The 14,766-nt window shown below is 69.9% G+C and carries 11 protein-coding genes; 10 read left to right on the top strand and 1 reads right to left on the bottom strand.

The window, feature by feature from the left end:
• The first annotated feature begins 9 nt into the window (after positions 1-9).
• The 10 genes from CEG14_RS11705 to CEG14_RS11660 are packed head-to-tail and all read left to right on the top strand — an operon-like array spanning position 10 to position 13,304.
• Entirely contained in the window at positions 10-1,188 is a 1,179-nt protein-coding gene (locus CEG14_RS11705; protein WP_094826529.1) for a capsule biosynthesis protein, read from the top strand.
• A gap of 41 nt (positions 1,189-1,229) precedes the next feature.
• A complete protein-coding gene (locus tag CEG14_RS11700; protein ID WP_094826528.1) occupies positions 1,230-3,314 on the top strand; it encodes a glycosyltransferase in 2,085 nt (694 codons plus the stop codon).
• Positions 3,315-3,324: 10 nt separating this feature from the next.
• Complete coding sequence (locus CEG14_RS11695) at positions 3,325-4,254, top strand: capsular biosynthesis protein (RefSeq protein ID WP_256985661.1); 930 nt, start codon at positions 3,325-3,327, stop codon at positions 4,252-4,254.
• A complete protein-coding gene (locus tag CEG14_RS11690) occupies positions 4,247-5,344 on the top strand; it encodes a polysaccharide biosynthesis/export family protein (RefSeq protein WP_094826527.1) in 1,098 nt (365 codons plus the stop codon). The genes CEG14_RS11695 and CEG14_RS11690 overlap by 8 nt, the downstream gene beginning before the upstream one ends.
• A gap of 21 nt (positions 5,345-5,365) precedes the next feature.
• Positions 5,366-6,655 (top strand): Vi polysaccharide biosynthesis UDP-N-acetylglucosamine C-6 dehydrogenase TviB, encoded by a 1,290-nt coding sequence (gene tviB, locus CEG14_RS11685; RefSeq protein ID WP_094826526.1) that lies wholly within the window; start codon positions 5,366-5,368, stop codon positions 6,653-6,655.
• 11 nt (positions 6,656-6,666) lie between these two features.
• Positions 6,667-7,704, top strand: a complete 1,038-nt coding sequence (locus CEG14_RS11680) for an SDR family oxidoreductase (protein WP_094826525.1) — start codon at positions 6,667-6,669, stop codon at positions 7,702-7,704.
• On the top strand, positions 7,701-9,767 hold the full coding sequence (locus tag CEG14_RS11675) for a capsular polysaccharide biosynthesis protein (RefSeq protein ID WP_094826524.1): 2,067 nt from the start codon (positions 7,701-7,703) through the stop codon (positions 9,765-9,767). The genes CEG14_RS11680 and CEG14_RS11675 overlap by 4 nt, the downstream gene beginning before the upstream one ends.
• Before the next feature lie 3 nt (positions 9,768-9,770).
• A complete protein-coding gene (locus tag CEG14_RS11670) occupies positions 9,771-10,991 on the top strand; it encodes a capsule biosynthesis protein (RefSeq protein ID WP_094826523.1) in 1,221 nt (406 codons plus the stop codon).
• Positions 10,988-11,755 carry an SDR family NAD(P)-dependent oxidoreductase gene (locus CEG14_RS11665; protein WP_094826522.1) on the top strand — a complete coding sequence of 256 codons (768 nt, stop codon included), beginning with the start codon at positions 10,988-10,990 and terminating at the stop codon, positions 11,753-11,755. Before CEG14_RS11670 ends, CEG14_RS11665 begins: the two co-directional genes overlap by 4 nt.
• Positions 11,748-13,304 carry an LTA synthase family protein gene (locus tag CEG14_RS11660; RefSeq protein ID WP_094826521.1) on the top strand — a complete coding sequence of 519 codons (1,557 nt, stop codon included), beginning with the start codon at positions 11,748-11,750 and terminating at the stop codon, positions 13,302-13,304. Before CEG14_RS11665 ends, CEG14_RS11660 begins: the two co-directional genes overlap by 8 nt.
• 108 nt (positions 13,305-13,412) lie before the next feature.
• Here the strand turns inward: CEG14_RS11660 and CEG14_RS11655 are convergent, their stop codons facing one another.
• Entirely contained in the window at positions 13,413-14,762 is a 1,350-nt protein-coding gene (locus CEG14_RS11655) for an aminotransferase class I/II-fold pyridoxal phosphate-dependent enzyme (RefSeq protein ID WP_094826520.1), read from the bottom strand.
• Positions 14,763-14,766: the final 4 nt, after the last annotated feature.

The following is a 14,766-nucleotide window of genomic DNA, read 5'->3' as shown; positions in this document are numbered from 1 at the left end:
CGATTGCTTATGACGAGTCCGGAGACTACTTACACGGGGCCGCGCCTGCCTGCGGGGCGCCCGCAGCAGAAGGCGCACTGGTTGCGTTGGTCGGCGATCCTGCTGATCGGCATCCCGGGCGTGCTGCTGGCCCTGTACCTGACCTTCATCGCGCACGACCAGTACGTGTCCGAGGCGAGGTTCGGGCTGCGCGCGGGCACGCAGACGCAGGCCTCGGCCGCGAGCCGCGAAGGCCATGCCACGCTGGGCGGCAGCGAAATGACTTCTGAACTGTTCGTCGACTCGTTCGCGGTGGTGGACTACGTCAAGTCGCGCCAGATCGTGCGCGAGCTCGACAAGCAGCTCAACCTGCGCGGCATGTGGTCCAAGCCGGCGATCGACCTCTGGTATCGCATGTCCGAGGACGACACCGACGAAGGCCTGTGGCGCCAGTGGAACCGCATGGTCGACATCGAGTTCGACATGTCGACCGGCGCCATCATCCTGCGCGTGCGGGCGTTCACGCCGGAAGATTCGCTGCGCCTGGCGCAGGCCATCCTGGGCGCGAGCGAGAAGCTCGTGAACAAGATGTCGGTCAAGGCGCGCGAAGACAGCGTGCGCTTTGCGCAGGATGAGGTGCAGGGCGCCGAGAAGCGCCTGTCGGAGGCCCGCGTAAAGGTGCAGGACCTGCGTGCCCGCACCGGCGTGCTGGACCCGGTCAAGGAGGCCGAAGCCAATCTGCAGATCGCGGCCAAGGTGCGCGGCGACATCGCCACCGCGGCGGCCGAACTCGACGCCATGCGCGCCGGCGGCCTGCGCAGCGGCCCGGCCTACGAGCGCGTGCAGGCTCGCTACCAGGCCCTGCAACGCCAGCTCAAGGAGCTCAACGACCATCAGATCAGCGTGGCCCGCGGCGCCAAGCCCGACGAGCGCGGCTCGCTGTCCGCCGTGTTGCGCGAGTACGAGTCGGCCGAGACCGAGCGCCAGTTTGCCGAGGTGTACTACACCGGCGCGCTGAAGGCGCTCGAAGACGCCCGCGGCATGGCCGCGCGCCAGTTGCTCTACACCGTGGTGGCGTCGCAGCCGACCATGGCCGACGAATCGCAGTACCCGCGCCGCATGGTGGACACCGCCCTGGGCGTGCTGGGCCTGTTCATTCTGTGGATCGTCGCCGTGTTGGTGGTGTACGCCATCAAGGACCACGCCTGACCGCCCCGGGCGGCCGACCCCAGCCGAAAGCGAGATCAGCCATGTTTTCCTTTCTCTCACGTATCCGCAAGCCGCGCCGGGCCGAGAGCTCGGACGCGCCGGCGGGCGGCCGTCCGGCCACCCTGTCGGTGGTGGACATGCTGGCCGCCGCCGTGACCGCCGAGCCGCAGACCGAAGAGCCCTCGCGCGACACCCTGCTGGAGGCGCGCAAGCTGCTCGAGCAGCACGTGGCGAGCGCGGATCCGCATGGCGCGGTGCCGCGCCTGATGGAGTATGTGCGCCGCTATCCGGAAACCGAGCTGTTCCAGGTGCTGGTGGCGCGCAGCCTCGAGGCCGCCCACAAGCCCGACGAGAGCCTGGCCGTGTGGCGCAGCATCCATCAGCGTTTCCCCGACTCGTCGGATGCTTTCATCCTGATGCTGCGCGGCGTGAAGCGCCAGCTCGGCGTGGATGCGGCCCGCGGCGAACTCGAACTGTATTTCGCCGGCGGCAGCACCAGCGCCCGCGACATCCTGCTCGAGGCCAAGAGCTGGGACGAGATCGGCAACGCCGAGAATGCGGAAGCCTGCTTCGCCCGCCTGGTGCAGGAGCACCCGGGCTTCGAGAACGGCTACGTGAGCTGGGCCCAGTCGCTGGTGCGCCGCGGCGCGCTCTGGCGTGCCCGCTCGGTGCTGCGCAACGGCGCCGGCGCGCTCGGCGACGCCGGGCGCAAGGTGGCGCGCCGGCTCGGCGAGCTCGACAATGACATCGCCGCGCTGCGCCTGCTGGGCGTGGACGGCGAGGGCCGCGACGTGCCGGTCAGCATCCTGGTGCTGGAGCGCCTGTTCCAGGAGATCGGCAAGCGCCGCAACGCCGAGTACGACGCCGGTCCGGAGTCCTTCGTCGGCACCGTGCTGATGATCAACGGCTCGCTGGGCGCCGGCGGGGCCGAGCGCCAGTTCGTCAACACGGCGGTGGCCTTGCAGACCGCGATCCAGTCGGGCAACTCGATCGCCGGCTACGGCGTGGTGGGCCCGGTGCAGGTGGTGTGCCGCTCGCTGCGCAGCCGCGAGGGCGCCGATTTCTTCGCCGCCACGCTGCGCGACAACGGCATTCCCGTGTCGGTGTACGCCGACATGCAGGCCTGGGGCGGCTGCGAATACTCGTCGCTGCTCGCGCCTTACCGCGAATACCTGCGCTTTCTGCCCAAGCAGATCATCGAGGGCACGACCAAGCTGACCGACGTGATGCGCTCGTCGGTGCCGCAGGTGGTGCACATCTGGCAGGACGGCTCGATCTTCGCCACCGCGCTGGCCGCGTTGCTGGCGGGCGTGCCGCGCATCGTGCTGTCGGTGCGCACCATGCCGCCCGTCGACCGGCCCGACCGCTATCGCGTCGAGTACGACACGATCTATTCCGAGCTGCTCAAGATGCGCGGCGTGGTGCTGAGCTCGAACTCGCAGTTCGCCGCCCACCGCTACGCCGAGTGGCTGAACGTGGACGCGCGCCGCATCCCGGTGGTCTACAACGGCCTGGCGCCGCTCAAGCCCAACAGCGACGAGACCGCGCTCGGCATGATGGCGCAGTTCAACGCGCGCACGCCGGACCAGACCTTCACGGTCGGCACCGTGATGCGGGTGGACGACAACAAGCGGCCGTTCCTGTGGGTCGAGGCGGCGCAGAAGTTTGCCGCCACCCATCCGCACGCGCGTTTCGTGATGGTCGGCGGCGGGCCGCTGCTCGAGCCGGTGAAGGAGTTCGCACAGCGCATCGGCATGGCCGACCGCATTCTGTTCACCGGGCTGTCCAAGCGTGTCGGCTACTGGCTGACTCAGTTCGACGCTTTTTTGTTGCTGTCACGTTTCGAAGGCTTGCCCAACGTGCTGATCGAGGCGCAATTCTCCGGCGTGCCCGTGGTGACCACGCTGGCCGGCGGCGCCGGCGAGGCGGTGCAGGAGGGCGTGACCGGCCTCACGCTGCCCGCCGATACGGTCACGGCCGACGACGTGGCGCAGGCGCTCACCCGTCTGCACGAGATGCGCCAGGCCGACGCGCAGATCGCCGAGCGCGCGCGCCAGTGGGCCACCGCGCGCTTCTCGCTGTCGCAGATGATCGCGTCGACCGTGCGCTGCTACCAGACCCCTTGAGGAGCCGAGCATGAATCAAGCCGCCGTCACGCTCGTGAGCGCCGCCCCGGTCCCGAACCTGTTCGTGCTGGGCAGCTGCCGCGTGCACCGCCCGGTCAAGCTGCTGCAGGAAAGCGGCTCGGCCCGTCTCTACACCTCCGGCATCAACGGCTACATCCACAGCACGCGCGAGGCGGCCCAGCGGGTGCGCTGGCTCGCCGAGCGCACCGGCCTGGACCGGCAGCTGCTGCCGTTTTTGTTTCCGGCCGCCCGCGTGCCGATCGTGACGCCGGCGCTGGCCGACGAGCTGCGCACCGCCGATCTGATGGTGGTGGAGGCGGCCGCCGAGCGCAGCGTCAGCGTCGACGGCGTGTTCCTGCAGAAGAACCTGGTGGTGCGCCAGCTGGTGCGCGAGCTGGGCGACGAGGGCATGGCCTGGTGGCGCTCGCTGGTGCGCAACGGCCGCGTGCTGCCCGAGGCGTTCGAGGCTGTGCAGCCTGTGTTCGATCACGTGATCGACGACGCGCTCAAGCCGGCCGGCGCGCGCGTTTTGCGCAACGCCGTCTGCACCGAGGACACCGAGGACGAGGTGCGGGCAGACCTGCATTACCTATCGCGCGTGACCGGCAAGCCTTTGCTGGCGGTCACGCATGTCGACGTGGCGCGGCCCGATGGCCGCAAGATGGTGTCGCGCAGCCGGCACGTGACCCGTGTCAAGCAGGCCGCCGCCGGCCTGCCTGGCGTGGCCGTGCTGGACCCGCTGGATATCGCGCAGGGCTGGGATGAAGCCAGCCTGCTCGACAAGGAAGGGGCCGACGTCAATCACTACTCGCCACGCTTCGAGGCGGTGCTGGCCGATCACATGCTGGACCGGGTGCGCGCGCAACTGCGCCACGCCGGCGCCGCACGGGCCGGGCACCATTCCTTTTCTTTTCCGGAGTATCAAGACGGGCATGAATAAGAACATACTGCGACTGCTGGGTGTCCTGGCGGTGTTGTCCCTTTCCGGCTGCGGCATTCTCTCGGGCTCGGGCCCGTCCCGCGGCGCCATTCTCGACGGCGGCACCCAAGCCGGCGCCACCGAGCCCGGTGCGTACGAGCTGGTCGACGTGCGCGCCGACACGATCGCGCCCTATGTGCTGGTGCGTCACAACGACGACGCCGAAGGCGCCACCAGCGACGGCTACGTCGGCAACATGACCGTCATGCCCGGCGACGTGCTGCGCATCCTGGTGGCCGACAGCATGGAGGGCGGCCTGTTCGCGCCGCTGGCCCAGGGCGGCACCGTGTTCGAATCGGTGCGCGTCGATTCCTCGGGCGTGATCTCGGTGCCGTATGCCGGCCGCCTCAAGGTCAAGGGCAAGTCGCTCGAGGCCATCGAAAAGCAGATCCGCGGGGCGCTGAGCGCCAGCGCGGCCGTGCAGCCGCAGGTCATGGTCGACCTCGCGGACGACCGCTCCAACTCCGTGCTGGTGGCCGGCGCCGTGCCGCGTCCGGGCCGCTTCGGCGGCAACAAGGGCCCGCTGACCGCGCTCGACGCCATCACGCAGGCGGGCGGCTCGACGCTGCCGCCGTACCAGGCCGACGTGGTGATCCGCACCGGCAAGCAGGTCAAGCGCATTCCCTACCAGCAGCTGCTCAACGGCCGCAACGTGGCCGTCGAGCCGCGCTCGGAAGTGGTGGTCGAGCCCAACCTGAAGCGCTTCGTCGCGATGGGCGCCATCACCAAGCCCGGCCTGCACGAGCTGCCGTCCAAGCAGACTAATCTGCTGGATGCGCTGGGCGTGGCGGGCGGCCTGAACGATCGCGCGGCCGATGCCACCGGGGTGTTCGTGTTCCGGCTCGATGGCCAGAACGCCAACGGCACGCCGCATCCGACCGTGTTCCGTCTCAACATGCGCAATCCCGAATCCATGTTCCTGGCCAAGCAGTTCGAGCTCAAGCCCGAGGACGTGGTGTATGTCAGCAACGCGCCGATCTACGAGTGGGAGAAGATCATCACCCCGATCGTGCAGGTACTGATCGTCGGCCAACGTGTCGGCGCCAATTGATTTTTTTGCAGAAGGTGTTTCATGTCGCAATTGCTTAAATCCGTGGACCAGATCAAGCTCGCCGTCGTCGGCCTGGGCTATGTCGGCCTGCCGCTCGCCGTCGAATTCGGCAAGAAGCGCGAGGTCATCGGCTTCGACATCAACGAACGCCGCGTGAAGGCCCTGCAGGCCGGCCACGACCACACGCTCGAAGTCGACGACGCCGAGCTGGCATCGGCCAAGGGCCTGAGCTACACCACCGAGCGCGAGCAGCTGGGCCGCGCCAACGTGTTCATCGTGACCGTGCCCACCCCGATCGACGAGTACCGCCAGCCCGACCTGACCCCGCTGGTCAAGGCGAGCGAGACCATCGGCGCGGTGCTCAAGCGCGGCGACATCGTGATCTACGAATCGACCGTGTACCCGGGCGCCACCGAGGAAGACTGCGTGCCGGTGCTCGAGCGCGTGTCGGGCCTGAAGTTCAACGTGGACTTCTACGCCGGCTACAGCCCGGAGCGCATCAACCCGGGCGACAAGGCGCACCGCGTCAGCACCATCAAGAAGGTGACCTCGGGCTCGACGCCGGAAGTGGCCGAGCTGGTCGACCAGCTCTACAAAGAGATCATCGTGGCCGGCACCCACAAGGCGCCGAGCATCCGCGTGGCCGAGGCCGCCAAGGTGATCGAGAACACCCAGCGCGACGTCAACATCGCGCTCATCAACGAGCTCGCGCTCATCTTCAACAAGATGGGCATCGACACCGAGGCCGTGCTGCAGGCCGCCGGCACCAAGTGGAACTTCCTGCCGTTCCGTCCGGGCCTGGTGGGCGGCCACTGCATCGGCGTGGACCCGTACTACCTGACGCACAAGGCGCAGGCCATCGGCTACCACCCCGAGATCATCCTGGCCGGGCGCCGCCTGAACGACTCGATGGGCGGCTACGTGGTGTCGCAGCTGGTCAAGGCGATGACCAAGAAGCGCATCTACGTGGAAGGCGCGCGCGTGCTGGTGATGGGCCTGACCTTCAAGGAAAACTGCCCCGACCTGCGCAACACCCGCGTGGTCGACATCGTCAAGGAACTCGGCGAATACAACGTCGCCGTGGACGTCTACGATCCGTGGGTCGAGAAGGAAGAGGCCGAGCACGAGTACGGCATCACGCCGGTCGAGACCCCGCAGGCCGGCAAGTACGACGCCGTGATCCTGGCCGTGTCGCACGAGCAGTTCGTGAAGATGGGCGCCGACGAGATCCGCAAGCTGGGCAAGCCCGCCCACATCCTCTATGACCTGAAGTACGTGCTGCCGGCCGACGCTGCCGACGTGCGTCTGTAAACGGAGGGTTCATGGCAGTTCGTTTCGACAATCGCTTCGACACCCTCTGCGCGCAGTTGCGCGCCAAGCCCGCCCGGTGGCTGGTGACCGGCTGCGCCGGCTTCATCGGCTCCAATCTGCTGGAAGCGCTGCTCAAGCTCGACCAGACCGTGGTCGGTCTGGACAACTTCGCCACCGGCCACCAGCGCAACCTCGACGAGGTGCAGGGCCTGGTCACGCCGGAGCAGTGGGCGCGCTTCTCGTTCATCGAGGGCGACATCCGCGACCTGGACACCTGCAAGCGCGCCACCGAAGGCGTGGAACGCGTGCTGCACCAGGCCGCGCTCGGCTCGGTGCCGCGCTCGCTGGCCGACCCGATCACGAGCAACGAAGTCAACATCAGCGGCTTCCTGAACATGCTGGTGGCCGCGCGCGACGCCAAGGTCAAGGCCTTCGTCTATGCGGCCTCCAGCTCGACCTACGGCGACCACCGCGCGCTGCCCAAGGTCGAGGAGAACATCGGCAAGCCGCTGTCGCCCTATGCCGTCACCAAGTACGTCAACGAGCTCTACGCCGACGTGTTCGCGCGCTCGTATGGCTTCAACACGGTGGGGCTGCGTTACTTCAACGTGTTCGGCCGCCGCCAGGATCCGAACGGCGCCTACGCCGCCGTGATCCCCAAGTGGACCGCCGCGATGATCCAGGGCCAGACGGTCACCATCAACGGCGACGGCGAGACCAGCCGCGACTTCTGCTACGTGGACAACGCGGTGCAGGCGAATCTGCTGGCCGCCATGGCCGAGGACAAGGCGGTCAACCAGGTCTACAACGTCGCCTACGGCGGCCGCACCACGCTGAACCAGTTGTTCGACTTCATCAAGGAAAGCCTGGGCCGCCAGGATGTGCGCTACGAGCTGGAGGCCGCCCACGCGGACTTCCGCGCCGGTGACGTGCGCCACTCGCAGGCCGACATCGGCCGGGCGCGGCGCCACCTCGGCTACCAGCCGCGCTTCGACATCCTGCTCGGCATCGACGCGGCCATGCCCTGGTACGTCCGGTTCCTGCGATGATCGAGATCCACTCCAGCGGTATCGCACGCATCCCGCTCCTGGCCGAGTTGCTGGGTGCGGCGGTCACGCGCTTCCGGCCCTGGCGGCCGGCGGCGCGGCGCCGGCTGCAGGCCATCGCGGGGTGGGGCGCCAAACCCACGGCGCAAGGCGCGCGGCGACGTGCCGCGCGCCTGAACCTGCCGTACCTGGCGCTGGAAGACGGCTTCCTGCGCTCGTTCGGCACGGGGCAGGGCAGCCCCACGCTGTCGCTGGTGGTGGACCGGCTCGGCATCTATTACGACGCCACCCGGCCCTCCGAGCTGGAAGCCATGCTCGCCAGCGACGCCGACCTGCTCGCGGACCTGGACGATGCGGTGCCCGACGCGATCTCGCGCGTGCGCTCGCATCGCCTGTCCAAGTACAACCACACGCCGTTCGCGCCGCCGGAACTGCCGCCGGCCCAGGGACGCAAGCGCGTGCTGGTGGTCGACCAGACCCAGGGCGACATGAGCGTGACGCTCGGGCTGGCCGACGCCGAGACCTTTGCCTGCATGCTGGACGCCGCGCGCGCCGAGCATCCCGGCGCGCTGATCCACGTCAAGACCCATCCGGAAGTGGTGGCGGGCGCCAAGGCCGGCTACCTGTCGGACGTGGTGCCGGACGCCGACGTGGTGCTGCTGGACACCGACATGAACGCGCTCGGCCTGATCGAGCAAATGGATCACGTGTACGTGGTGAGCTCGCAGATGGGCTTCGAGGCGCTGCTCGCGGGCAAGCCCGTGACCTGCTTCGGCATGCCCTGGTATGCGGGCTGGGGCCTGACCGACGACCGCCAGCAGTGCAAACGGCGCACGCGCACCCGCACGCTGGAGGAGCTGTTCGCGGCGGCCTACTTCCACTACACGCGCTACATCGACCCGCTGTCGCATGGTCGCGGCACGATCTTCGACGTGATCGACTGGCTGGTGCGCCAGCGCGCCATGGCCGCGCGCATGCCCAGCCGCACCATCCTGGTGGGCACGCGGCGCTGGAAGTCGGCGCATCTCTCGCCCATGCTCTCGCCCTATCCGGGCCGGGTGCTGAGCGCCGAGGATGCCACCCAGGCCGCGGCGTTCGCGCCCAAGGCGGGCGAGGCGCTGGCGTTCTGGGGCGCGGAGCCGCCCGCCGGCCTGGCCGAACTCGCCGAGCAGAGCGGCGCGGCGCTGGTGGCGATCGAAGACGGCTTCATGCGCTCGGTCGGGCTGGGTTCCGACCTGATCAAGCCGCTCAGCCTGGCGCTGGACGGCAGCGGCATCTATTTCGATCCGCGCCGCGAGTCGGACCTGGAGCGCGAGCTCAACTACGGCACCTTCACGCAGGGCGACTGCGCGGCCGCGCAGCGGATCCGCGCCTTCATCGTGGCGCACGGCATCACCAAGTACAACGTGGCGCAGCCCGAGCCGGCCGGCTGGGATGCGCAGGGCAGGGAAGTGGTGCTGGTGCCCGGCCAGGTCGAGGACGACGCCTCCGTGCGTTTCGGCTGCGACAGCGTGCGCACCAACCTCGCGCTGCTGGCCGAGGCCCGGCTGGCGCATCCCGACGCCTACCTCGTCTACAAGCCGCATCCCGACGTGCTGAGCCGCAACCGGCGCGGCAAGGTGGCGCAGGCCGAGGCGCTCGAGTATGCCGACCACATCGAGCTCGAGCTCTCCGTGGTCAGCTGCATCGAGGCCTGCGACGTGGTGCACACCATGACCTCGCTGTCCGGCTTCGACGCGCTGTTGCGCGGCAAGCGCGTCGTGGTCTACGGCCAGCCCTTCTACGCCGGTTGGGGGCTGACCGAAGACCGTGGCCGCATCGTGCGCCGGGCGCGCCGGCTCTCGCTCGACCAGCTGGTGGCGGGCACGCTGCTGCGCTATCCGCTGTACTGGGATTGGGAGCTGCGCGGCTACACCACCTGCGAGGCCGTGCTGACCCGCATCATGCAGACGCGCGAGGCGCTGCAGGCGCAGGGCCGGCTGGCCTCGCTGCGCGCGGGCTATGCCCGGCGCCAGGTGCGCAAGCTGCAGGCCCTGTGGCAGGCCCGTCTGTCGTACCGGGGCTGAGTCATGCACGCGAGTTTTCTGTTTCTCCAGGGCGTATGTTCGCCGTTCTTCGCCTGCCTGGCGCTGGCGTTGCGCCAGGCCGGGCACAAGGTCGCCAAGGTCAACTATACGGTCGGCGACCAGGCCTATTGGCGCGGCGGCAATGCGGTGTCGTACCGCGGCCGTGCCGAGGACAGCGCGGCCTTCTACGAGCGCCAGTTCGAGCGCAGCCAGGCCACCGACGTGGTGCTGTTCGGCGACCGCCGGCCGATCCACCGGCCGGCCGTGGCGCGGGCGCGCGAGCGCGGCCTGCGCGTGCACGTGTTCGAGGAAGGCTACTTCCGGCCGCACTGGGTCACGCTGGAACGCGGCGGCGTGAACGCGCATTCGGCGCTGCCGCGCGATCCCGCCTGGTACCTGGAAGCGGCCGGCCGTGCCGGCGCCGAGCCCGCGCGCGCGTTCGCCGCGCCGTTCTGGCTGCGGGCCTGGCACGACGTGGCGTATCACAGCTTCAGCGCCTGGAATCCGATCTTCTATCCGCGCTATCGCACCCACGCCCCGTATGGCGCCGCGCGCGAGTACGGCGCCTATGTGCGCCGCGCCTTCTCCCTGCGGCGCAAGGTGCAGGAAGACGCGCACACGGTGGCCGTGCTGGCCCAGGGGCGCCAGCCGTACTTCCTGCTGCCGCTGCAGCTCGAGAGCGACGCGCAGATCCGCGATCACTCGCGCTACGGCTCGATGCGCGAGCTGGTCGACGAGGTCATGCGCTCGTTCGCGCAGCATGCCCCGGCCGAGGCGCTGCTGGTGGTGAAGAATCATCCGCTCGATCCCGGCTTTGCCGACCACGGCGCGATGGTGGCCGAGCGCGCTGCCCATTACGGCCTGCGCGAGCGGGTGCGCTATCTCGAGTCGGGCCACCTGCCCACCGTGCTGCGGCATGCGCGCGGCGTGGTGACCGTGAACTCCACCGTGGGCACGGCCGCGCTCGACCATGGCTGCCCGACGCTGGCGCTCGCCACGCCGATCTACGCGCTGCCGGGCCTGACCTGGCAGCACGGCCTCGATGCGTTCTGGCGCGACGCCGCGCCGCCCGACGCGGTGCTGTACCGCGCGTTTCGCAGCATCGTGATCCATACCACCCAGATCAACGGCGGCTTCTACAGCACGCAGGGCATCCGCCTGGCCGTGCGCAACGCGGTGGCACGCATGACGCGGCCGCGCTCACCCCTGGAGGCGCTGCTATGAAGCGACCCGGATCGGTACTCATCACCGGCGCGACCGGCGGCATCGGCGCGGCCCTCGCGCTGGCCTACGCCGCGCCGTCCACCACGCTGATCCTGCAGGGCCGGCGCGAAGACCGGCTCGCGGACATCGCGGCGCAATGCCAGGCGCGCGGCGCGCGCGTGCTCACGCGGGTGCTGGACGTGCGCGACATCGAGGCGGTCGACCAATGGCTGGCCGAGGTCTGCGCGGCCGGCGTGCCCGACCTCGCGATCGTGAACGCCGGCGTCAACATCCACGCCCGCGCCGACGGCCAGGGCGAGGACGTGGCCGAGGCGCGCATGCTGATCGATGTGAACGTGCGGGCGGCGATGGCCACCGTCCAGGGCGTGCTGCCGCACATGCGCGCGCGCCGGCGCGGCCAGGTGGCGCTCATCAGCTCGCTGGCCGCGTGGCGCGGCTTGCCGGAGACGCCCAGCTACAGCGCCAGCAAGGCGGCGCTCAAGGCCTATGGCGAGGCGATGCGCGATGCGATGGCGCCGTTTGGCGTGCAGTTCAATGTGATCATGCCGGGCTATGTCGCGTCGCCCATGTGCGACGCCATGCCCGGTCCCAAGCCCTTTCTGTGGCAGCCGGCGCGCGCCGCGGCACGCATCCGCCGCGGCCTGGCGGCCAACCGCGCCCGCATCAGCTTCCCGTTCCCGCTCAACTTCGGCTGCTGGCTGCTGGCCGGCATCCACCCTGCCGTGTCGGGTTTCATCCTGAGAAGGCTGGGCTATCGTGAGTGAGTTCTGGTCCGCCTATTCCGCGCTGGCGCTGCCCTGGGCCATCGGGCTGCTGGCGAGCTTCGTGCTGGAACAGGCCTTGCAGCCGCGCCCGCGCGCGCCCTGGCGCCGGCCGCTGTCGTCGCTCTGGGTGCACGTGGGGGTGTGGACGGTCGCCTTCGGCCTGGAGCTGGCGCTGTTCCGCCGCCCGGCGTTCGCGGCGGCGAATGTGTTCGTGATCCAGGGCGTGCTGGTGGCGGTCAACAACGCCAAGTTCCGCTCCCTGCGCGAGCCGTTCGTCACGGCCGACTTCGAGTACTTCATCGACGCGATGCGCCATCCGCGGCTCTACCTGCCGTTCCTGGGCTGGGCCGGCCTGGTCGTGCCGATCGTCGGCTATGCGTTGTGCGTGGCGCTGGCGTTCCGCTTCGAGTCGGCCTATGGCGCCACCGCGGGCCGCTGGCTGGGCGCGGTGGCGTTGCTGGTGGCGGGTGGCATGGCGCTGACCCTGGTCGCCGCGCGCTGGCTGCCGGCCGCGTCGTTTCGCGCCTCGGCCGACCTGCGCCGCGCCGGCCTCGCCGCCTTGCTGTGGACCTACGGCCGCGCGGAGCGCCGTTCCCCGCCGCGGCCGCTGAGCGGCTTTCCGTTCGTGCATTTGCGCCCGCAACCCGCGGCGGCGCTGCCGCACCTGGTGTCGATCCAGAGCGAGTCGTTCTTCGATCCGCGCGCCCGCTATCCGCTGGTGCGGCCCGAGGTGCTGGCCGGCTGGGACACGCTGCGCGCCGAGGCGGTCGCGACCGGGCGCCTGCGGGTGGCGGCCTGGGGCGCGAACACGGTGCGCTCGGAGTTCGGCTTTCTGTCGGGCGTGTCGGCCGAAGAGCTGGGCGTGCACCGCTACAACCCGTATCGCAGCCTCGGCCGGCGGCCCGTGCCGACGATCGCCTCGCACCTGCGCGAGTGGGGCTACCGCACCGTGTGCGTGCACCCGTACCACGCCAGCTTCTACCGGCGCGACCGCGTGCTGCCGCGGCTGGGCTTCGACGCCTTCACCGACATCTCCGCGTTCGCCCCGCAGGACCGGGTGGGCGCCTATGTCGGCGACATGCCGGTGGCCGAACACGTGGCCCGGCTGCTGCGCGAGGCCGGCGACCAGCCGCTCTACGTGCACGTGATCACGATGGAAAACCACGGTCCGCTGCACTGGGAGACCGTGTCGCAGGCCGAGCGCGAGGCGCTGTTCCTGGGCGCGCTGCCGGACGGCTGCGACGAGCTGGCCGCCTATGTGCGCCACCTGCGCAACGCCGACCGCATGTTCGTGCACCTGAGCGATACCATGCGCGCGCTGGATCGCCCGGCGTCGCTGTGCGTCTATGGCGACCACGTGCCCATCATGGAGGGCGTCTATGGCGTGCTGGGCGAGCCCGACGGCCGCACCGATTACCTGCTGTGGAACGCCGGCGGCACGGCGCCGCGCGGCGGCCGCGAGGAGCTCGCGGTGCACGATCTGGGCCAGCGCTTCCTGCGCGCGGCGGGCTTGCAGCGCCAGGGCCAGGGAGTGCGGGCGGCCGCGTGAACGGGCGGTCGCTGCCGACGCGACCCGATTCTCATGCAACAAGGCCGTCAGGATCCGCTGCGATCCTGACGGCCCGATGCTGCGCGCACCGCCTCTTCACGCGCTGCCCTACAGGCGGCGGATCTCCTCGGCCGTGGCCTGCACGGCCTGCTCGATGTCGGCCTCGCTGTGGCCGCTGCAGATGAAGAAGCGCAGGCGCGCCGACTGCTCCGGCACGGCCGGATGCAGGATGGGCTGCACGTTGATGCCGCGCGCGAACAGCGCGGCGGAGAGCCGGGCGGCCTTGACCGAGTTGCCGATGATGGCCGGGATCACGGCCAGGCCGGCGCTGGTGCCGGTGTCGATGCCGAGCGCCCGCGCCCGGCCCAGAAAGGCCTGTCCGCGCGCCTGCAGGGCCTGCACCCGATCCGTGACCTCGTGCAAACGATGCAGGGCCGCCAGCGAGGCGGCGGCCACGGGCGGCGGCATGCCGACGCTGTAGAGAAAGCCGGGTGCGAGAAACTTCAGGTGCTCGACCAGCGCGCGTTCGCCCGCGATGTAGCCGCCGCAGCCCGCCAGCGTCTTGCTGAGCGTGCCCATCCAGATGTCGACGTCGCTGCCGGCCAGGCCGAAGTGTTCGCGGATGCCGTGGCCGCGCGCGCCCATCACGCCCAGCGAATGGGCCTCGTCCACCATCAGGAAGCACTGGTGGCGGCGCTTGATCTCCACGAAGGCGGGCAGGTCGGGATAGTCGCCGTCCATGCTGTAGATGCCTTCGAGCACGATGAGCACCCGCTCGAACTGGCGCCGTTGCGCCGTGAGCAGCGCATCCAGCGCGGCCGCGTCGTTGTGCGGGAAAGGCAGGCGCCGCGCGCCGGCCAGCTGGATGCCCTGCAGCACGCTGTTGTGGATCAGCTCGTCGTGCAGCACCAGGTCGTTGGGGCCGAACAGGTGGCCGATGGTCGACACGTTGGTGGCGTGGCCGCTCACGAAGGTGATGGCGTCGTCCACGCCGTACAGCGCCGCGATTTCCTGTTCGAGCTCGCGATGGATCGGGCGCTCGCCCGAGACCAGGCGGCTGGCCGACACCGAGGTGCCATAGCGGTCGATGGCCGCCTTGGCGGCCTCGGCCACCGCGGCGTCGCCCGACAGGCCCAGGTAGTTGTAGCTGGCGAAGTTGAGATAGGGCGCCCCGCCGATCCGGGTGTCGGCGCCCGCCGTGCCCTCGTGCACCTTGAAGAAGGGGTTGGCCACGCCGAGGCGGGCCGCGCCGTCATTGATGATGCGCAGTTGCTGGTAGCCGGGATGCTGGTCGAAGCGGCAATGCGCGTCCGGGATCGGCGCATCGCCGCCGCGCGCCAGCGCCGCCGCGGGTACGGGTGCGGCGGCCCGGTCCAGCCGCCGTTCGAGGGCGTGGCGGATCAGGCGGTCTTTCAGGCCGAGCGCCGGGCGCTTGACGGGTTTGGTCGTCGTATCCATGTGG

It is taken from the genome of Bordetella genomosp. 1 (assembly GCF_002261335.1).
Classification (GTDB): Bacteria; Pseudomonadota; Gammaproteobacteria; order Burkholderiales; family Burkholderiaceae_B; genus Bordetella.
The sequence above is the reverse complement of the archived record's forward strand: the minus strand, read 5'-3'. Positions and strand labels throughout refer to the sequence as shown.